The sequence below is a fragment of the Mediterranea massiliensis genome (assembly GCF_900128475.1).
GTDB classification, from domain to species: domain Bacteria; phylum Bacteroidota; class Bacteroidia; order Bacteroidales; family Bacteroidaceae; genus Bacteroides; species Bacteroides massiliensis_E.
The window spans coordinates 277,814-297,598 of the sequence record NZ_LT635839.1 but is presented as its reverse complement, the minus strand read 5'-3'; the positions used below and the strand labels follow the sequence as shown (position 1 = coordinate 297,598).

At 58.2% G+C, this 19,785-nt stretch carries 15 protein-coding genes and 1 pseudogene; 7 read left to right on the top strand and 9 right to left on the bottom strand.

Features of this window, described 5'->3' with window-relative positions; genetic code table 11:
* Positions 1 to 252: 252 nt before the first annotated feature.
* Positions 253 to 645 carry a DUF3836 domain-containing protein gene (locus tag BQ7483_RS14700; RefSeq protein ID WP_022020795.1) on the bottom strand — a complete coding sequence of 131 codons (393 nt, stop codon included), beginning with the start codon at positions 643 to 645 and terminating at the stop codon, positions 253 to 255.
* Positions 646 to 922: 277 nt separating this feature from the next.
* The gene (gene polA, locus BQ7483_RS14695) at positions 923 to 3,766 is read right to left on the bottom strand and encodes a DNA polymerase I (RefSeq protein ID WP_072546402.1); all 2,844 of its coding nucleotides are present in this window, start codon (positions 3,764 to 3,766) and stop codon (positions 923 to 925) included.
* A gap of 355 nt (positions 3,767 to 4,121) precedes the next feature.
* Between polA and BQ7483_RS14690 the strand changes: the two genes are divergently transcribed.
* Entirely contained in the window at positions 4,122 to 5,096 is a 975-nt protein-coding gene (locus BQ7483_RS14690) for a polyprenyl synthetase family protein (protein WP_072546752.1), read from the top strand.
* 287 nt (positions 5,097 to 5,383) lie between these two features.
* Here the strand turns inward: BQ7483_RS14690 and deoC are convergent, their stop codons facing one another.
* From deoC to mnmG, 6 genes are all read right to left on the bottom strand, one after another.
* Positions 5,384 to 6,286 carry a deoxyribose-phosphate aldolase gene (gene deoC, locus BQ7483_RS14685; protein WP_072546401.1) on the bottom strand — a complete coding sequence of 301 codons (903 nt, stop codon included), beginning with the start codon at positions 6,284 to 6,286 and terminating at the stop codon, positions 5,384 to 5,386.
* The gene (locus tag BQ7483_RS14680; protein ID WP_022020791.1) at positions 6,273 to 6,611 is read right to left on the bottom strand and encodes a nucleotide pyrophosphohydrolase; all 339 of its coding nucleotides are present in this window, start codon (positions 6,609 to 6,611) and stop codon (positions 6,273 to 6,275) included. The genes deoC and BQ7483_RS14680 overlap by 14 nt, the downstream gene beginning before the upstream one ends.
* A gap of 18 nt (positions 6,612 to 6,629) precedes the next feature.
* Complete coding sequence (gene dtd / locus BQ7483_RS14675) at positions 6,630 to 7,082, bottom strand: D-aminoacyl-tRNA deacylase (RefSeq protein WP_072546400.1); 453 nt, start codon at positions 7,080 to 7,082, stop codon at positions 6,630 to 6,632.
* Between the two features lie 92 nt (positions 7,083 to 7,174).
* Positions 7,175 to 9,025, bottom strand: coding sequence for an excinuclease ABC subunit UvrC (uvrC, locus tag BQ7483_RS14670; protein ID WP_072546399.1), 1,851 nt, complete (start codon positions 9,023 to 9,025; stop codon positions 7,175 to 7,177).
* 105 nt (positions 9,026 to 9,130) lie between these two features.
* Positions 9,131 to 9,655, bottom strand: a complete 525-nt coding sequence (locus BQ7483_RS14665) for an adenine phosphoribosyltransferase (RefSeq protein ID WP_022020788.1) — start codon at positions 9,653 to 9,655, stop codon at positions 9,131 to 9,133.
* Positions 9,656 to 9,713: 58 nt separating this feature from the next.
* Complete coding sequence (gene mnmG / locus BQ7483_RS14660; RefSeq protein WP_072546398.1) at positions 9,714 to 11,588, bottom strand: tRNA uridine-5-carboxymethylaminomethyl(34) synthesis enzyme MnmG; 1,875 nt, start codon at positions 11,586 to 11,588, stop codon at positions 9,714 to 9,716.
* A gap of 253 nt (positions 11,589 to 11,841) precedes the next feature.
* Between mnmG and BQ7483_RS14655 the strand changes: the two genes are divergently transcribed.
* The 4 genes and pseudogenes from BQ7483_RS14655 to BQ7483_RS14630 all read left to right on the top strand — a co-directional run.
* Positions 11,842 to 13,410 (top strand): ATP-binding protein, encoded by a 1,569-nt coding sequence (locus BQ7483_RS14655; RefSeq protein WP_072546397.1) that lies wholly within the window; start codon positions 11,842 to 11,844, stop codon positions 13,408 to 13,410.
* Positions 13,411 to 13,619: 209 nt separating this feature from the next.
* Complete coding sequence (locus BQ7483_RS14650) at positions 13,620 to 16,166, top strand: DUF3987 domain-containing protein (RefSeq protein ID WP_072546396.1); 2,547 nt, start codon at positions 13,620 to 13,622, stop codon at positions 16,164 to 16,166.
* Positions 16,153 to 16,407, top strand: a complete 255-nt coding sequence (locus BQ7483_RS14645; protein ID WP_072546395.1) for a DUF4248 domain-containing protein — start codon at positions 16,153 to 16,155, stop codon at positions 16,405 to 16,407. Before BQ7483_RS14650 ends, BQ7483_RS14645 begins: the two co-directional genes overlap by 14 nt.
* A 905-nt stretch (positions 16,408 to 17,312) precedes the next feature.
* Positions 17,313 to 17,621: pseudogene (locus BQ7483_RS14630) on the top strand (AAA family ATPase); the annotation flags it as partial.
* A gap of 468 nt (positions 17,622 to 18,089) precedes the next feature.
* On the opposite strand, the gene BQ7483_RS14620 reads toward BQ7483_RS14630, so the two are convergent.
* A complete protein-coding gene (locus BQ7483_RS14620; protein WP_139247670.1) occupies positions 18,090 to 18,326 on the bottom strand; it encodes a hypothetical protein in 237 nt (78 codons plus the stop codon).
* 391 nt (positions 18,327 to 18,717) lie between these two features.
* On the opposite strand from BQ7483_RS14620, the gene BQ7483_RS14615 reads away from it, so the two are divergent.
* Together BQ7483_RS14615 and BQ7483_RS17775 are read left to right on the top strand one after the other, a co-directional pair.
* On the top strand, positions 18,718 to 19,224 hold the full coding sequence (locus tag BQ7483_RS14615; RefSeq protein ID WP_072546390.1) for an HU family DNA-binding protein: 507 nt from the start codon (positions 18,718 to 18,720) through the stop codon (positions 19,222 to 19,224).
* Between the two features lie 130 nt (positions 19,225 to 19,354).
* Positions 19,355 to 19,453: a smalltalk protein gene (locus tag BQ7483_RS17775; protein WP_154673579.1), complete on the top strand. Its 99-nt coding sequence runs from the start codon at positions 19,355 to 19,357 to the stop codon at positions 19,451 to 19,453.
* Positions 19,454 to 19,785: the final 332 nt, after the last annotated feature.

Below are 19,785 nucleotides of genomic sequence, written 5' to 3'. Positions count from 1 at the left end.
GTCTGTCTTCTATTTTAGAGTTATCTTCTTGTTGTCAGTCGTTTTCAGTCTGCAAAGATAGTGCAAACCGTGGGAAAGGCAAAGCGAAACGTCTGTTTTCGGCTTTCCTTTCCGGAGCGGCGGCAGGGGGAAATGAAAAAGCCGGAATGCGTCGCGCACTCCGGCTTTCTGCAGTTAACTAAAAAGGTTTGGTTTATTGTTAGGAGTAAAATAGTTTCTATGCGAGAGAGTATAACGGAAACCTGTGCAGGTTTATCGGGCAGTCAGGTACATGGTGACTGTCTTTTCGGGTACTTCCACGTAGCAGCCCTTGCGGTTGCTCCACTTGTAGTAGCTGGTGGTCACCTGGTTGTCGTCGTAGGCGTAGCGGACGCACATCACCTTCTTCCAGGTCTTCTGGTTTTCGTCCCAGCATACGGCTTCGTGCTCCACGATGCGCTGCTGGTCGTCGTATTTGAAGTGGTACTCCAGGTAGTTGGACAGCAGGTTGTTGTTGTTCTTGTAGACGCTTTGGCTTACCTTCAGTCCGTTGACTTCTTTCGAATTGTAAACAAAGTCGTTGTTCTGGAAGGCGAATGCGCTTACACCCAGTGTCAGGAACAAGGAGGACACAATCAGTTTCTTTAAGGATACTTTTGCTTTCATGATTAATATCAATTTATGTCTATTCTTTCTTTTTTCTACACTGCTTTTCTGAAAAGCGGTGCAAAGGTAGGCATTATATTGACACATTGTTCAATATTCGATGATTATTTTTCAAAGTGTAAGCATCTGACCGTTTTATACCCTTTCTTTTTGCCCGTTTTCTATCAAAAAAAATGTCCGGCAGATGGTTTGCCGGACATTTTGCATACAAAGTGCATTTTAATTAATTCCTTTTGGCTGCTTTCTGATTGTAAGTTAAAGTTTGTTATCCGCCGGTTTAGTGGGCCTCCAGCCAGTTCTTTCCCCACCCGCAATCGGCTCTGAGGGGCACGTGCATGCGATAGGCGTTCTCCATTTCCTCGATTACAATTTTTTGCACGAGCTCTTTTTCGGCCGTCGGAACGCTGAAATTCAGTTCGTCGTGGACCTGTAAAATCATCTTTGCTTTCAGATTGTTACTTTGGAAGCGCTGGTAGATGCGGGCCATGGCCACTTTAATGATGTCGGCGGCGCTGCCCTGGATGGGAGCGTTGATGGCGTTGCGTTCGGCATAGCCGCGCACGACGGAGTTGCGCGAGTTGATGTCGGGCAGGAAGCGCTTGCGGTGGAAGATGGTTTCCACGTAGCCCTGTTCGCGGGCCACCTGGATGCTGCGGTCCATGTAGGCCTTCACGCGGGGATAGGTGGCGAAGTAGCCGTCTATCAGTTCCTTGGCTTCCTGACGGGAGACGTTCATGCGCTCGGCCAGCCCGAAGACCGAGATGCCGTAGATGATGCCGAAGTTGGCTGTCTTGGCCTTGCGGCGCATGTCGGAGGTCACCTCGTCGATGCCCACCTTGTAGATCTTGGCGGCAGTGGCGGCATGGATGTCGTGGCCCTCGACGAAGGCTTCGATCATGTTGGGGTCTTCGCTGAGGTGGGCCATGATGCGCAGCTCGATCTGCGAGTAGTCGGCCGAGAAGAATTCGCAGCCGTCGTCGGGGATGAAGGCCTTGCGGATTTCCTTGCCGTCCTCGTCGCGGATGGGGATGTTCTGCAGGTTGGGGTTGCTCGAGCTGAGCCGGCCGGTGGCGGTGACGGCCTGGTTGAACGACGTATGGATGCGTCCCGTCCGCGGGTTGATGAGCTGGGGCAGGGCTTCGACGTAGGTGCCCAGCAGCTTCTTCAGGCCGCGGTGCTCCAGTATCTTGCCTACGATGTCGTGCTTGCCGCGGAGGCTTTCGAGCACTTCTTCGGAGGTGACGTACTGGCCGGTCTTGGTTTTCTTGGGTTTCTCCATCAGCTTGAGGCGGTCGAAGAGCACTTCGCCCACCTGCTTGGGCGAGGCGATGTTGAAGGGTCCGCCTGCCAGGGTGTAGATGTCTTCCTCGATTTGCCGGATGCGGGCGTTGAAGTGCGCGGCCGACTGCTTCAGGGCTTCCGTGTCCAGACGCACGCCGTTGCTCTCGATGTTCACGAGGACGGGCACGAGCGGCATCTCTATTTCATAGAAGAGGTGCTCCACGCCCTGCGCCTTGAGTTCCTTCTCGAGGACGTTCTTCAGCTTGAGGGTGACGTCGGCGTCTTCGCAGGCGTAGCGGTAGACTTCGGCGGGGGCGAGGTCGCGCATGCTCTTCTGTCCCTTGCCCCGCGGGCCGATGAGCTGGTCGATGTGGATGGTGCGGTAGTGCAGGTAGATTTCGGCCAGGTAGTCCATGTTGTGCCGCAGCTCGGGCTGGAGCACGTAGTGGGCGAGCATGGTGTCGAAGAGCGGACCTTGCACGCGGACGCCGTAGTTCTGCAGGACAATCATGTCGTACTTGATGTTCTGCCCCACCTTCACCGATTTCGGGTTTTCGTAGAGCGGGCGGAGCTCGTTCACAATTTTTAAGGCTTCTTCCCTGTTGGGCGGAACGGGCACGTACCAGGCCCGATTTTCGGCGTCGCTGAAGCTCATGCCCACCAGTTCGGCCTCCATCGGCTCGGTGCCGGTGGTTTCCGTATCTATTGAGAGAATTCCCGTTGTCAACAACTTTTGAAGAAATTCACGTCTTTTCTCTTCTGTATCAACGAGTTGGTAGTCCGTTTCTATCGTTTCTAAGCTGCTGAGAATCGAATTTTCGGCGCCGCCTGTCCCCTCGTCCGCAAATAACGCAAACAAATCGCCTTGGGTGGCGGCCTTCGGAGCGGCCTCTTTCGTGGCGGCGGGCTGGGCGAAGAGGGTACCGGCAAACGGGTCGGCCGGAGCGGCGGGGCGGGGGGCTTCGCCTTTTCCCAGCACGCGGTCGATGAGGGTGCGGAATTCCAGTTCCTCGAAAATCCGTCGCAACGCTTCCTGGTCCGGCTCTTCGCGGACGAGGGCCTGCATGTCGAGCTGGATGGGGACATCGGTCTTGATGGTGGCCAGGAACTTGGAGAAGACAATCTGCTCCCTGTTCGTCTCGACCTTCGTCTTCAGGGCACCCTTCAGCTGGTCGGTGTGGGCCAGCAGGTTCTCGATGCTGCCGAACTGGGCGATGAGTTTCTGTGCCGTCTTCTCGCCCACGCCCGGACAGCCTGGGATGTTGTCCGACGCGTCGCCCATCAGGCCCAGCATGTCGATGACCTGCAGGGTGGACTGGATGTTGAACTTCGCCTTGACTTCCTCCGTGCCCATCACCTCGAAGCCGCCCGTGTGCTTGGGACGGTACATGAAGACGTGTTCGCCCACCAGCTGGCCGTAGTCCTTGTCGGGCGTCATCATGTAGGTGGTGATGCCCTGCCGTCCGGCTTCGGTGGCCAGTGTGCCTATCACGTCGTCGGCCTCGTAGCCCGCCACCTCGAGGATGGGGATGCGGTAGGCGCGGATGATGTCCTTTATAATAGGTACGGAGAAGCGGATGGCTTCGGGCGTCTCCTCGCGCTGGGCCTTGTACTGTTCGTAGGCCTCGTGGCGGAAGGTGGGGCCTGCCGGGTCGAAGGCCACGCCGATGTGGGTGGGATTCTCCTTCTTGAGCACCTCCTCGAGGGTGTTGACGAAGCCCAGGATGGCCGAAGTGTTCTGCCCCTTGGAGTTGATTCGCGGATTCTTGATGAGCGCATAGTAGGCGCGGTAGATGAGCGCGTATGCGTCGAGCAGGAAGAGTTTATCGGTTGAATTCATACATGTATCTTTTTTGCAGGGTAAAAGTACAAAAAAATACCGTATGTACCGTTTTATTCGTATTTTTAAATGAAATGGGTGGAGGTTCGGGACGGGGAAAGGTCTCAAAAATTAAAGGAGACAGAAGTAAGTGTAACGTCATCCCGGCCTTGAGCCGGGATCCATGATTGGCTTTTCTGTGTGTGAGCTGGATCCCGCATCAAGTGCGGGATGACGATATGTTAGCGTTTCTGCCTTTTGACTTCTTTAAATTAAAATAAAATAGGATGCGGCTCGGCTCAGCCAAATGAAAAACAATGTTATTCATTTGTCTATGCGCTCGCCTTTCACTATTTTTGCACCCAAATTACGCCCCATGGATATAGCATCAGTGATACAATCCCCCATTTCTGCCGAACTGGAAGACTTCAGACAGCTGTTTGAACGTTCGCTCTCCAGCTCCAATCCGCTGCTGAACTGTGTGATAGAACACATCCGTCAGCGGAGCGGGAAGATGATGCGCCCCATCCTGGTGTTGCTCACGGCCAAGCTCCACGGCGGGGCGGGCCTGGAGGCTTTCCACTCGGCCGTGGCGCTGGAGCTGCTCCACAACGCCAGCCTGGTGCACGACGACGTGGTCGACGAGAGTGCCGAGCGTCGCGGACAGCTTTCGGTCAACGCCGTGTTCAACAACAAGGTAGCTGTGCTCTCGGGCGACTACCTGCTGGCTACGGCGCTGGTGCAGGTGGCCCTGACGCGCAACCATGACATTATCGACGTCGTGTCGGCCCTGGGGCAGGACCTGGCCGACGGCGAACTGCTCCAGCTCTCCAACGTGAGCAATCCCGATTTTTCCGAACAAGTCTATTTTGAGGTCATCCGCAAGAAGACGGCCGTGCTCTTTGCCGCCTGTACCAAGGCGGGCGCCCTGGCCGCCGGAGCCTCTGCCGAGGACGTGGAGAAGGCCCGTCAGTTCGGCGAGTGCATCGGCCTCTGCTTCCAGATCAAGGACGATATCTTCGACTACGACGAGAACGCTGAAATCGGCAAGCCCACGGGCAACGACATGCACGAAGGTAAGCTGACGCTCCCCGTGCTCTATGCGCTCAACTCGACGGGTGACGAAGAGGCGCGTCGGATTGCCCTGCGGGTGAAGTCGGGTGCTGCGTCTGCCGATGAAATCGAGCGTTTGGTGGCCTTCACCAAGCAGAACGGCGGCATCGAGTATGCCGAGCAGGTGATGCGCGACCTTCAGCGGAAAGCTTTCGCGCTGCTGCCTGCCGAGGGTGATGCGGAGGTGCGCCGGGCGCTGGAGGCTTACCTCAACTACGTGGTGGAACGGCAGAAATGACACTTCCCGAAACAAGGCCGCTTCCGGTCTGAAACAATGCTTTTTCCGGCGTAAAACTATGCCGGATGTGAGGCATGTGCGTTCTGCTCCGTCGGGGGTGGAGGCGGTGCTGTCTGTCGCAAAAATCAAAGGAACAGGGACAAAAAAACGTCATCCCGGCCTTGAGCCGGGATCCATAGCTGCACGACTGGCGGAGTGTGGATCCCGCATCAAGTGCGGGATGACGGAATGTTGGTATTTCTTCTTTTGGATTCAGCCTTCTTCAGACTTGGGGCACGTACCCTTTTTTAGAAGAACTTCGTCTCCTTGCCCAGGATGTCGCTCAGCAGCAGGTTGGCCAGGCGGCTGGTGCCCAGGCGGAACAGGGTGTTGTTGAGCCATTCCTCGCCCAGCACTTCCTTGACGATGGTGTAGTAGACGAGGGCGTCGTGCACCGTATTGATGCCTCCGGCAGGCTTGAATCCCACTTTATTGCCCGTTTCATCGAAATATTCCTTGATGGCCTGGCACATGACGTAGGCCGCTTCGGGCGTGGCGGCAGGCTCCAGCTTGCCGGTAGAGGTCTTGATGAAGTCGGCGCCGGCATACATCGACAGGATGGACGCGGCCTTGATGTTCGAGGCCGTGCGCAAGGCGCCTGTCTCGAGAATCACCTTCAGGTGCTTGTCCTTGCACGTCTCCTTCAGTTCCTGAATCTCGTCGCACATGCTTTCATAGTCGCCCACGAGGAATTTGCCTACGGAGATCACGATGTCTATCTCGTCGGCGCCGTCCATGACGGCCATGGCCGTTTCGGCCACCTTGACTTCGGTGAAGGTCTGCGAGGAGGGGAAACCGCCCGATACGCAGGCTATCTTCACGTCTTCCACTTCGAGCGTGTCCTTCACAATCTCGGCGAAGTTGGGGTAAACGCAGATGGCGGCCACGTTCTTCAGGTCGGGGAACTCTTCGTCGAAGCGGTTCACGTTCTGGGTGAAGCGCATCACGCTCTCGTCGCTGTCGGTGGTCTTCAGCGTGGTGAGGTCGATGCAGTGGAAGAGGAACTTCTTGACCTCGGGGGTATTGTTGGCGGCCACCTTTTCGTCGATGATGGCCTTTACTTGCGCAGCCACTTCCGCGTCGTCGAGGCGGGTGTTGTACTTGGCCAGCGCTTCATCATACTTGCTTTTGGTAGGTTCATTTTTCTCCATGTTCCTTCAGTTTAGGGTTATTGATATGTCTTTCCTTGTCTCTTTTCGTCTTCTTCTCGATGCTGCGGGCGAAGGCCTGGGTAAGGTCGGTGCCGGTCTGGTTGGCGATGCAGAGCAGCACCCAGAAGACGTCGGCTATCTCTTCGTCCAGATTGTCCTTTTCACCGCTTTTGAACGACTGGTCGCCGTACTTGCGGGCCATGACGCGGGCCAGTTCGCCCACTTCTTCGGTCAGTACGGCCATATTGGTCAGTTCGCTGAAGTAGCGCACGCCGTACGTCCGGATCCAGTTGTCCACTTGTTTCTGTGCTTCTTCCAGTGTCATGTCGATATGTTTTGGGGGTTATTCCTTGTTCTTGGTGTCGATGCAGATGGTGACGGGGCCGTCGTTGAGCAGCTCCACCTTCATGTCGGCACCGAATTCTCCCGTACCCACTTCCTTGCCCAGGGCCGTCGAGAGGTCCTTGCAGAAGCGCTCGTACAGGGGGATGGAGATTTCGTGCCTGGCTGCGCGGATGTACGAGGGGCGGTTTCCTTTCTTGGTCGAGGCGTGCAGGGTGAACTGGCTGACGACCAGTATGTCGCCTCCCGTGTCGAGGACGGAGCGGTTCATTACGCCGTTTTCATCGTCAAAGATGCGGAGGTTCACGATCTTCTTGCAGAGCCAGTCGATGTCTTCCTGTCCGTCGGCTTCCTCGATGCCTACCAGTACCAGCAGGCCCCGTCCGATGGACGCCTTGCAATGTCCGTTGATGGTCACCGACGCGTGTGCGGTGCGTTGTATCACTACTCTCATGTCTTGGTATCTTGATTTCCGGTCGACAAAGGTACAAATTTTTTGTGACGTTTTCGCGCTTGCCGGCTGTTTTTCGGCAGAAGGGGGCCGGGTCAGTCGGCTTCTGTCCCTTCCTTGTGTGTGGCGAAGTGTTCCTGCAGGATGCGTGCCCGGGCTTCGCCCACGACGGCGGCCCATTGCTGCGGGGTGGCTTCGCGGAGGCGCTTCACGCTCTTGAACTCCTTCAGCAGTGCATTTTTGCTCTTTTCACCGATGCCTTTTATCTCGTCCAGCTCCGAGGCGGTCTGCCGCTTGCTGCGCTTGTCGCGGTGGAAGCTGATGGCGTAGCGGTGCACTTCGTCCTGGATGCGGGTCAGGAGGTGGAAGAGGGGCGTGCCCTGTTTCAGTCCGATGGTCTGCGGCGGGAAGCCGTAGAGCAGTTCGTTCGTGCGGTGGCGGTTGTCCTTGGCCAGTCCGGCGATGGGGATGTCCAGCCCCAGTTCGTCGACAACCTCCTTTACGGCTCCCATTTGACCCTTTCCACCGTCGGTGATGAGGAGGTCGGGCAGGGGTGCGTTCTCTTCCATAGCGCGCTTGTATCGCCTCCATACGACCTCTTTCATCGAGGCATAGTCGTCCGGACCTTCCACCGTCTTGATGTTGTACTTGCGGTAGTCCTTTTTCGACGGCTTTCCCTTGACGAAGACCACGCATCCGGCCACGGGGTCGGAACCCTGGATGTTCGAGTTGTCGAAGCATTCGATGCGCAGGGGCAGGCGGTCCATGTGCAGCTGCTCTTGGATTTCTTTCAGCAGGCGGGTGGTGCGCTGTTCGGGGTTCAGCTTTTCCTGCTGCTTCAGGCGGTCCACTTTGTACTGCTTTACGTTCTGGATGGATAGGTCGAGCAGTTTCTTCTTGTCGCCCCGCTGGGGGACGGTGAAGGTGACGTCCTTCAGCTCCATGTCCAGTTCGAAGGGCACGATGATTTCGCGCGAAAGGCTCTTGTAGCGTTCCCTCATCTCGACGATGCCCAGCTGGAGCAGTTCTTCCTTGCTCTCGTCCAGCTTCTTCTTGTATTCGAAGGTGAACGCCTGGTTGATGGCGCCGTTGGTGATGTGCAGATAGTTGATGAAAGCCACCTTTTCATCGTCGTCCTCCTCGATGGAGAAGACGTCGATGTTGTGGAGCACGTTGCTCACCACCTCCGACCGCGAGCGGTAGTTCTCGATCAGCAGGTACTTTTCCTTCACTTTTTGTGCTTCCTCGAACTTCATTTCGGCAGCCAGGTCCTGCATGCGGCGGTAGAGCATCTGTTCGATGTCGCGGGTGTTCCCTTTGAGGATTTCCTTGATTTCACCGATGTTCTGCAGGTATTCCTCCTGTGTCTGCCGCCCGATGCAAGGGCCTGCGCAGTTCTTCAGGTGATACTCCAGGCAGACGTTGAACTTGCCGGCCCGTATGTTCTCGGGCGTGAGGTTGAGGTGGCAGGTGCGGATGGGATACAGGTGCTTGATGAGGTCGAGCACGGCATACATGGACGGCAGGTGGCTGTAGGGTCCGTAGTACGACGAGCCGTTGCGGATGATGCGGCGGGTCTTGAAGATGCGCGGGAAGTATTCGTTCTGGATGCAGATGCTGGGGTAGGTCTTGTCGTCCTTCAGCAGGACGTTGTAGCGCGGCTTGTATTTCTTGATGAGGTTGTTCTCCAGCAGCAGGGCGTCTTCTTCGGTGTTGACCACGATGTAGCGGATGTCGGCTATCTTGCTTACCAGTACGCGGGTCTTGCCGGGCCCGTGGTCGCGGTTGAAGTAAGAGGAAACTCTCCTTTTCAGATTTTTGGCCTTTCCAACGTAGATAATGGTTCCTTCGCTGTTCAGGTACTGGTAGATGCCGGGTCCTTCGGGCAGGTTCAGCACGATGCCTTTCAGGTAGTCGTTGAGCTTCAGTTCGGGGTCTTTGTCCATGCGCGTATCGTTTGGTGGGGAGTGGTGGAACGGATCAGGGCACGGACGGGACGTCGGCCAGCCTGCGTAGAGCAGGAGTGCGTCCGGTTCGTGCCCGTGTCTATTTTATAAGGAAAGCACGCTTTCAACGTCGATGTCCTTGTCGAAGACATCCTTGCCGTGCAGATCCTTCAGCTCGATGATGAAGTTTACGTAGATCTTCTTCGGGTTCATCTGCTTCACCAGCTTGCAGGCTGCAGCCATGGTACCGCCGGTAGCCAGCAGGTCGTCGTGCAGCAGGATGACGTCGTTTTCATCGATGGCGTCCTTGTGCATCTGCACCGTGTCCTTGCCGTATTCCTTCTCGTAGCTTTCCTCGATGGTTTCGGCAGGCAGCTTGCCGGGCTTGCGGATGGGCACGAAGCCGGCACCCAAGCGGGTGGCGAGGATGGGGCCCATGATGAAGCCGCGCGACTCAATGCCTACGACCTTTGTGATGCCCTTGTCCTTGTACATCTCGTACATCGTGTCCGAAAGTTCCTGCAGGGCAGCAGGGTCCTTGAACAGGGTAGTCACGTCGTAGAACAAGATGCCCGGGATGGGGAAATCGGGAATCTCACGGATGCTTTTCTTGAGAGTTTCTTTGCTCATAATCAGTTGTTTTATTAGGTTTATTGAACTTTTTGTTTCACGTGGAACGTAAGGCCCGTCAGCGGCCGCAAAGCACCAGCAATACGTTGATGTCGCTGGGCGACACGCCGGGGATGCGGCTGGCTTGGGCAATGGTCTCAGGATCAATCTTCACCAGCTTCTGCCGTGCCTCGGTGGAGAGGGACTGCAGAGAGTTGTAGTCGAACTTGCCCTTGATCTTGATGCTCTCCAGACGGCCCAGCTTGTCGGCAATCATGCGCTCGCGTCCGATGTAGCCCTCGTACTTGATGAGGATTTCGACCGCTTCGAGGATTTCCTCGCGGCGTTCGGTCACCTTGTCCAGCTCGCGCTTGAAGGCGCTGACGTGTTCGGCAATGTTGGCGATGGTCACTTGCGGGCGGTTGATGAGGTCCACCAGCTTGCAGCCCTGGCGGAGCGGGGTGGTGCCCAGTGCTTCGAGTGCAGGGTTGATGAGTGCCGGCTTGATGGAATAGCTGCGGGCGAAGTCCAAGATGCGGTGGATGGCGTCGCGCTTGCTGGTCAGCAGGTCGTAGCGGTGGCGTGTGGCCAGGCCCAGGCGGTAGGCGCGTTCCGTGAGGCGCATGTCGGCGTCGTCCATGCGGAGCAGGATGCGGTATTCGGCGCGCGAGGTAAACATGCGGTAGGGCTCGTCTACACCTTTTGTCACCAGGTCGTCGATGAGTACGCCAATATACGCTTCGTCGCGTGCCAGGGTGAAGGGTTCACCGCCGTGGCAGTTGATGTGGGCGTTGATGCCTGCGATGATGCCCTGTCCGGCCGCTTCTTCATAGCCCGTGGTGCCGTTCACCTGTCCGGCCAGGAAGAGGTTCTTGATTTTCTTCGTTTCCAGCGTATGCTTCAGCTGCGTGGGGTCGAAGTAATCGTATTCGATGGCGTAGCCGGGGCGGTAGACCACCAGGTCGCGGAAGGCGGGAATCTTCTCCAGCGCTTCCAGCTGGATGTCCATCGGCAGGGACGACGAGAAGCCGTTCAGGTAGAGCTCGCGGGTCGTTTCGCCTTCGGGTTCCAGGAAGAGCTGGTGCTGCGGTTTGTCGGGGAAGGTGACGATCTTCGTCTCGATGCTGGGGCAGTAGCGCGGCCCGATGCTCTGGATCTGTCCGTTGTAGAGGGGTGAGTCGGGCAGGCCGCGGCGCAGCACCTCGTGCACTTCCTCGTTGGTGTAGCACGTCCAGCAGGGCAGCTGCTTGAGTTGTCGGGTGGGGGTATCGAGGAAGGAGAACTTGTGGAAATCCGCCTCGCCGTCCTGTACCTCCATGTCCTCGTAGTGAACGCTGCGTCCGTCGATGCGCACGGGCGTACCGGTCTTCATGCGGCCGTAGGTGATGCCGTGGGAGGCGATGGATTCGGTCAGTTCGTATGAAGCCGGTTCGGCCATGCGTCCGCCGGGCAGCATGGTGCGGCCCACGTGCATCAGTCCGTTCAGGAAGGTACCGGCGGTGACGATGACGCAACGGGCATGGAACGTCACGCCCCACACCGTCTCCACGCCCCGCACTTCGCCGTCTTCGACAAGCAGGCGACGTACGGTGTCCTGCCAGATGTGCAGGTTGGGCGTATTCTCCAGCACTTCGCGCCAGGCCCAGATGAACTTGCCGCGGTCGCACTGGGCGCGGGGGCTCCACATGGCGGGGCCTTTCGAGCGGTTGAGCAGGCGGAACTGGATGGCGGTGCGGTCCGTCACCAGACCCATGTGCCCGCCCAGGGCGTCGATTTCGCGGACAATCTGTCCTTTGGCGATGCCGCCCACAGCGGGGTTGCAGCTCATCTGCCCGATCTTGTTCATGTCCATCGTAATGAGACACGTCTTCGAACCCAGGCGGGCGGCAGCGGCAGCGGCTTCACATCCCGCATGTCCGGCGCCTATCACGATTACGTCGTAGTTGAATTCCATTTCTTTGCTAACTTTTTACGCCACAAAGGTACGAAATTTCTTGTTTCTACGTACGTAAGTTCCTCGTCTATTGCGGGGAGGCCCGGCATAATCGGACTGAAAATCTTTGTTTTCGTTTTTGTACTTCCCTCGGTTTGCACTATCTTTGGATAAGACAGGCTGCACCTCGGATGTAAAAAGCCGAAAACTTTGTTTTCGTTTTTGTACTTCTCTCGGTTTGCACTATCTTTGCCCTATAACAAATTGTCTGCTTATGAAGTACCCCATCGGAATCCAGAGCTTTGACCGTATCATCGAGGACGGATATGTCTATGTCGACAAGACGGAACTGATTTACAACCTGACGCACGAGAGCAGCATCTATTTCCTGAGCCGCCCCCGCCGCTTCGGCAAGAGTCTGCTCGTGTCCACGCTGAAGAACTATTACCTGGGCCGCAGGGAGCTGTTCCGCGGGCTGGCCATGGAACGGCTGGAAACGGAATGGGCTGTGCATCCCGTGTTTCATGTGGATTTCAATGGGGCTGTGTTCAGCAATGCCGGGCAGCTGGAAGCAATGCTGCGCGACTATGTGGAAGGGTGGGAAAGGATGTACGGCCTGGTACCTGACAAAGAGTTGGGATTGGGGCTCCGTTTCCGCCATGTGCTCCGTGCCGCCCACGAACAGACGGGACGCCGGGCCGTGGTGCTCATCGACGAATACGACAAGCCGATACTGGACGTGCTCGACGTGGACGCCTCGCTCGAAGACCGGCACCGCAACGTGCTCAAGGCCTTCTACTCCGTGTTCAAGGCGGCGGACGAACACCTGCAGTTCGTGCTGCTGACGGGCGTGACGAAGTTCTCGCAGGTGAGCGTGTTCAGCGGCTTCAACCAGCCGAAGGATATCAGCATGGACGGACGCTACGAGGCGCTGTGCGGCATCACGCAGGACGAGATAGACCGCTACTTCCCGCAACCCATTGCTGACATGGCCGCGGACTACCGCTGCACGCCCGGGGAGATGAAGCAGCGGCTGAAGCAGCAGTATGACGGCTACCACTTCAGCGACCGGCTGACGGACGTGTACAACCCCTTCAGCCTGCTCAACGCGCTGGACAGCCGGCGGATATACGACTACTGGTTCCGCTCGGGCACACCCACATACCTCATCCGCCTGCTCGCCCACTTCAACGAGAACATCAACGAGCTGACGGGCAAGTATTACCGCCCCGAGGAGTTCGTGGACTACAAGGCCGACGTGGAGCGTCCGCTGCCCATGATTTTCCAGAGCGGATACCTGACCATCAAGAACTATAATTTTCAATTCAACACCTTCCTGCTGGACTTCCCCAACAACGAGGTGAAGAACGGCTTCCTGACGATGCTGGCCACGTCGTATCTGAAACCGCAGGAGGAAATGGGCACGTGGATACGCAGCGTGGTCATGACCCTCCAGGAGGGTGACACCGACCGCCTCCGCACCCTGTTCACCTCGTTCCTGGCCAGCATCCCCTACACCATGCGGCGCAAGGAGGGCGAGGCCGAACGCGAACGCTACTTCCAGTACACGTTCTACCTCATCATGCGCCTGGTGAGCGTCTACACCGTCTACGTGGAGAAGGCGCAGAGTCAGGGCCGTGTGGACTGCGTGGTGGAGACGCCGCAGTATGTCTACATCTTCGAGTTCAAGCTGGACGGCACGGCCGCCGAGGCCCTGCAGCAGATCGAGGACCGCGGCTATGCCCGCGAGTATGCCGCCGACGCCCGGCAGCTCTACCGCGTGGGCGTGGGCTTCTCGTCGGAGACCGGTACCGTCAGCGACTGGGCGGTGGTGCAGGCGTGACGGGCTTCCCTTACTCTTTTCTTAAAAACCTTTAAAACACAGGGCCGGAGGAACGCCGCAGTTTCTTCGGCCTAATTTATTGCATGCCAGCCGGATGGGCGGGCAAAAGTGCGGTATCCGCCAAAATCCCTTTGTTGTTTTCTTGCGTGCTTTGCGTCCGTGCAAGGGCAATGGTGCCCCTGCCTGACTTTAAAAAATTACAAGAATGTATGGAAACAACTACTGAAACATCCATCGGCTTCTCGCACTTCAGCAGCGTGAGGAGCAAGTGTGCTACGGCGACCACGCTCGAGCAGTTCGTGGCCGACATCCGCAGCGACCGTTTCCGTCCGCAGGTGGAGCGGTACCGCCGCCTGCGCTCGCAGGGCGGACAGGAAGCCGAGGCGCAGCGCGTCAAGTCGGCCATGCCCTGTGTGACGCCTTCGGCCCACTGCTTCGGCGGGCATGCCGTGAGCGACCTGAGGCAGTACAGCGGCCTGCTGTGCATCGACCTGGACCACACGGCAGACCGCACGGACGCCATCGTGGCGCTGGCCGCCGGACTGCCCTATGTGGCTGCCGTCTTCCGCAGCATTTCGGGCGAAGGGGTGAAGGTCTTCGTCCGCATCCGCACGGAGGACCTGGACCGCGGCTACGCGCCACTTTATGCCGCCGTGGGCCGGGCCGTGAGCCGCTGTGTGGGCCATGCCTACGACGAGAAATGTGCCCCCGTCACCCAGCCCTGCTACTACTCGTGGGACCCTGCCGCCCACTTCCGGCCCGACGCCTCGACCTTCCCCTACCGTCCGGAGGAGGAGGCGCCGGCGGCTGGCACGCCCTGTCCCGTCGCTCCGCAGGGAGCGGCCGGAGCCGTTGCCGTCCCCGCTCCCGTTGCCTCTGCGGGCAAGGACGGAACGGACGGCGGGGAGGCCGCTGCCGATGTGCCGGGCGAAGGCTTCCTGGAAGCTTTTGTCCACCGCTTCGAGCAGGAATATCCCTTCCGTTCCGGGCAGCGCAACGACATCGCCCTGCGCCTGGGACGCTCGGCCCGTCGTAAAGGTTTTTCGCGGCAGGAGCTGGACGGGGTCATCGGGCTTTACGCTTCCCGCCACGCCGCGCCCGATTTCAATGCCGACGACATCCGTCAGCGGGTAGTGTCTGGCTATCAGTACGTTAGTCGGCAAAAATCGTCGGAAAAGGCGGTCAGGAGGGACCAAAGTTGGTATCAGGGTTCTTTTAAACCCGGTTTTTCCGCGAAACCGGAGGAAGACGAGGGAGAGGTGTTGGAAAAAAATGAAGCCCTCATGGCCGCCCTGCCCCTCATTCCCCAGGAAGTGTATGCCGCCCTGCCGCCGCTGTTGGAGCGGTGTGTCCGCCCCGCGGCCAATGCCTACGAGCGCGACTTCCTGCTGCTGGGTTCGCTCAACAGCTGCAGCGCGCTGCTACCCCGCGTGCGCTTCCTCTACAAGCGGGTGGAGTATTCGCCCCACTTCTACCTGGCCGTCGTGGCCCCGGCCGGTACGGGCAAGGGAGTCGTGGCCTTCACCGCCTCGCTGCTCGACGCCACCGAGGACTGGTATGCCCGCCTGCGCAGCGAGCGGAAGCGGAAGGACGAGGAGGCGCAGACGCTGTGGGAGCAGGAACTGGCCGAAGCCCGCAAGCAGCACCGCAAGCCCGACTTCGCCCTGAAGCCCGAGGAGGAGAAAATGCCCTACTTCAAGCTGCCCGCCACCATCAGCAAGAGCCGCCTGATCGAGTGCCTGGCCGCGGCGGGTGAGGCCGGCTGTGCCATGGCCACCACCGAGATGGCCACGCTGACCGAAGCCATCGGGACGGACTACGGCCGCTTCGAGGACATCCTGCTGAAGGCGGCCCACCACGAAGAGGTGGCCTCGTCCTACAAGGTAGACGGGCTGCCGCTGGTGGCCCGCCGTCCGCGGCTGGCGCTGGCCATGTCCGGCACGCCCGAACAGTTTGCCCGCTTCTTCCGCTCGCTGGAGACGGGCCTCTACAGCCGCTTCGCCGTGTGCACCCGTCCGCTGTCGGTCTGCTGGGAGTCGTGTGCGCCGGACAGCACGCAGCCCGACCTGGGCTCGTACTTCCACACCCTGGGCGAGGAGCTGCAGGGTATGCACCTGGGACTGCTGGAAAGCCCCACGCAGGTGAACTTCACCCCTGCGCAGTGGAAGCTGCACACCGCCTTCTTCAGCCGCCTGCTGGCCGAGACCCACGCCGAGGGACGCGACACGAAGCTGGGCATCATCTTCCGCCACGGCCTGCTGGCCATGCGTCTGGCAGCGCTGCTCACGGTCTTCCGCAAGTGGGACGGCTTCCGCCGCTCGCCCGAATACACCTGCACGGACGACGACTTCCGCTCGGCGCTGCTCGTCACGCGGACGGTGCTGGAGCACAGCCTGCTGCTCTGCACCTCGCTTCCGGACAGCAACCACCCCGTGCCCGTGCTGCGCAAGAGCCACCTGCTGGAGCGCGTGCTGTCCGTTCTTCCGAAGAAATTTTCGTACACTGAATTTGTGGAGACGGCCATGACATGCGACATGTCCATCAGCACGGCCAAGCGTATGCTTCAGCGGGCGCATAAATCGCAACTGATTGTGAAACAGAAAGATAAGTACCGGAAGAAGCGTGCGTGGCGCCAAACGTTGGGTTTAAGTGAACCTGAACCCAAAAAACGAACCCTCCAATCGCCGAAACCGGCAGAGAGAACGATGAAAAGAACAGACAACCCCGTAAATACTGAAGCCCATGAAGAAGCCTGACCTCCCTTTGCTGCCTGCCGACGACGCCCCGTTCGTCCTCCGTCCCTACCTGAAGATGGACCTGGCGCGCCTCTACAGTCCCGGCCTGGCCGACCGCTCGGCCATGAACCGGCTGAACCGCTGGATCCGCCACAACCGCGACCTGCACGACCGCCTCTACTCCGGCCGTGAGGGGAAGAACGACGTGTGCTTCTCCCTCCGCCAGGTGCGGCTGCTGGTGGCGTATCTGGGGGAACCGTAAACAGCTAACCGCCGTCACATTTGCCTCCTCCCGCAGTCACACTTTGCTTTCATCGGGACACGCTGTACATAGCTGTGTGGCATCTTCCAAATTTTTGGAGTCACACTTTGCCTATGCAGGTATCACACATCCAGCCTGCCGTCCACTTTTGGCACGCTTGTTGCAAGGGCGGCGAAGGAGCGGGAGGGTGGAGCGCTGCGGCTGCGGGGGAGGCGAATGGAAAGCGGATGTCCCGTCAGGGATGTGTCAACATGAGGTGAAGCTATTCAACTTAGGGTGTGTCAACATGAAGTGAGGCTATTCAACTCCCCTCCTTCCCGAAGGAGGGGTGCCCAAAGGGCGGGGTGGTAGGTTTTCGCGCAAGGCTGTCAATCAATGCGTCATGTATTCACCTACCACCTCCCCCTGTCGGGTACTCCTCCTTCCCGAAGGAGGAGAGTCGCAGATACCTCTATTTTGAGACATCTCCCCATGATCTTGTTTTGCACGTGTGTGCTGGATCCCGCATCAAGTGCGGGATGACGGGACTTAAGAATCCTCAACGGCTCCTCAAGAATCCTCAACAGCTCCTCAAGAATTCTCAACGACTCCTCAAAAATCCTCAAAACCGCTGCATGCTCACCGCTAACCGTTCACCGCTCACCGCTAACCTTCACCGCTCTTTTGGTACTATGTTTTGCATGAAAAACGGCATAGTTTCGGGGGAAAACTATGCCGCATGTGGCCGCTCACCAGGCCGCATTCCGCTTGGCCCGTAGCTGCTCTTTTTCTTCTTCCTGCTCAATCTGTTTCCTGATTTTTTCCTTCTCCCTTCTTTCCCGCTTCAGGGCGCGGTCGTTTTCCTCCAGTCGTTGGTCGATGAACTTCCTGATGTACCGCAGCAGGATGCAGAGGCGTTCGCTCAGTATCCNGTGTTTCATGTGGATTTCAATGGGGCTGTGTTCAGCAATGCCGGGCAGCTGGAAGCAATGCTGCGCGACTATGTGGAAGGGTGGGAAAGGATGTACGGCCTGGTACCTGACAAAGAGTTGGGATTGGGGCTCCGTTTCCGCCATGTGCTCCGTGCCGCCCACGAGCAGACGGGACGCCGGGCCGTGGTGCTCATCGACGAATACGACAAGCCGATACTGGACGTGCTCGATGTGGACACCTCGCTCGAAGACCGGCACCGCAACGTGCTCAAGGCCTTCTACTCCGTGTTCAAGGCGGCGGACGAGNATTCAACTTAGGGTGTGTCAACATGAAGTGAGGCTATTCAACTCCCCTCCTTCCCGAAGGAGGGGTGCCCAAAGGGCGGGGTGGTAGGTTTTCGCGCAAGGCTGTCAATCAATGCGTCATGTATTCACCTACCACCTCCCCCTGTCGGGTACTCCTCCTTCCCGAAGGAGGAGAGTCGCAGATACCTCTATTTTGAGACATCTCCCCATGATCTTGTTTTGCACGTGTGTGCTGGATCCCGCATCAAGTGCGGGATGACGGGACTTAAGAATCCTCAACGGCTCCTCAAGAATCCTCAACAGCTCCTCAAGAATTCTCAACGACTCCTCAAAAATCCTCAAAACCGCTGCATGCTCACCGCTAACCGTTCACCGCTCACCGCTAACCTTCACCGCTCTTTTGGTACTATGTTTTGCATGAAAAACGGCATAGTTTCGGGGGAAAACTATGCCGCATGTGGCCGCTCACCAGGCCGCATTCCGCTTGGCCCGTAGCTGCTCTTTTTCTTCTTCCTGCTCAATCTGTTTCCTGATTTTTTCCTTCTCCCTTCTTTCCCGCTTCAGGGCGCGGTCGTTTTCCTCCAGTCGTTGGTCGATGAACTTCCTGATGTACCGCAGCAGGATGCAGAGGCGTTCGCTCAGTATCCTGTCCGTAGGCAGCAGCTTCTGCTGCAGGCGGAAGAGGGCTTGCAATTGCTTCATTTCATGTTGGGTGGTGCGCGGGCGCAGGGCGGCCCGTGTCCTGGTCAGGAGCCTGTTCCGGGCCTCGGTCAACGGCCCCGGACGGACGGCTGCGGGGATGTCTGTCCGGCGGCTTCAAACGGGAGGAAAGGCCGTTCGGTTCGTCTTGTCAGGTTGACCGGTCTGCTGTGTTCGTTCATTGGTTATTATCTTTAAGGTTGTTAACTCTCTCTCTGCCGTGCGGGGCGGCACAAGTAAGCACAAGTGCGCACAAGTCTGCACGGGTACACACGGGTCCGCATCCTGCCGCCGCGGGTTTCCCCACCTTTGTGGTGTCGGCCGGAAGACAGGGCGAAGGCGTATATGCCCATTGTACAAACATACGCCAAAACTTTTAAAAAAACAAACAATTATGTCAGTAACCTACAAACGCGTATTCCGCAAGAACCCCGCGCTGAAGGACGGCACGGGGAAGTACCACCCCCAGCTCATCGTCTGGGGAAAGTCGACCACGCTGGACACGCTGGCGCAGCAGATGAAGGAAAGCAGCTCGCTGACGCTGGGCGACATCCGCAGCGTGCTGACCAACTTCGTCACCGCCATGCGGGCCGAGCTCTACAACGGACACTCGGTGAACATCGACGGCTTTGGTGTCTTCAGCCTCTCGGCCACCACCGGCGGCGTGGACACGAAGGAGGAGTGCAACGCGGACCTCATCAAGTCCGTCCGCATCAACTTCCGCGCTTCGAGCGCCATCCGCCCCAACCTGGACCCCGCCACCACCCGTGTGGAAGACCGCATCGATTTCGTCGACCTGGAGTCGCAGCTCAAGAAGCTGAACATGCAGGGCGGCGAGGACGGCGGCTCTACCGGACCTGCCGGCGGCGGAGGGGACGACCAGGAGGGGAGCCCGCTGTAATTTAGCGGTTAACGGTTAGTGGTAAGCGGTTAGCAGCCATCCGGAGGGAATACTAACCGCTTACCACTAACCGCTAACCGCTCACAATTAACCATTTATCATTAACCATTAACCATTTATCATTATGGCAATCAAGAAATCTGTTTGGGACACGATCCTGAAAGTCATCATCGCCGTGGCTTCGGCCATTGCGGGCGCGCTGGGCGCCCAGGCGGCGAACCTGATGTAAGCAAGGCGGGTGTTTCCGCCCGCACACGGCGGGGTGCCGGACGTGGAGCGTACCGCTTCGCTCCGGCGCCCTTTCCGTTTTCGTTAAAGATGCTGAAATGACGGGCCGGACTGTAGAGAATGTGTCCGTTTTCCGCTATCTTTAGAGAGAAGTATCATTCATCGGAACAATCGGATAAAAACAAGCGAATTATGAAAAGACATACTGCAAGATACATCGTCCGGCTGGCGTGGCTGCTGGCCGTGCTGCTGCTGGGCGTGCAGACCGCCGCGGGGCAGGAAGACAGTACGCGCGTGCGCCGCGACAGCCTCCGCACGGGGACGGGCGCCGGC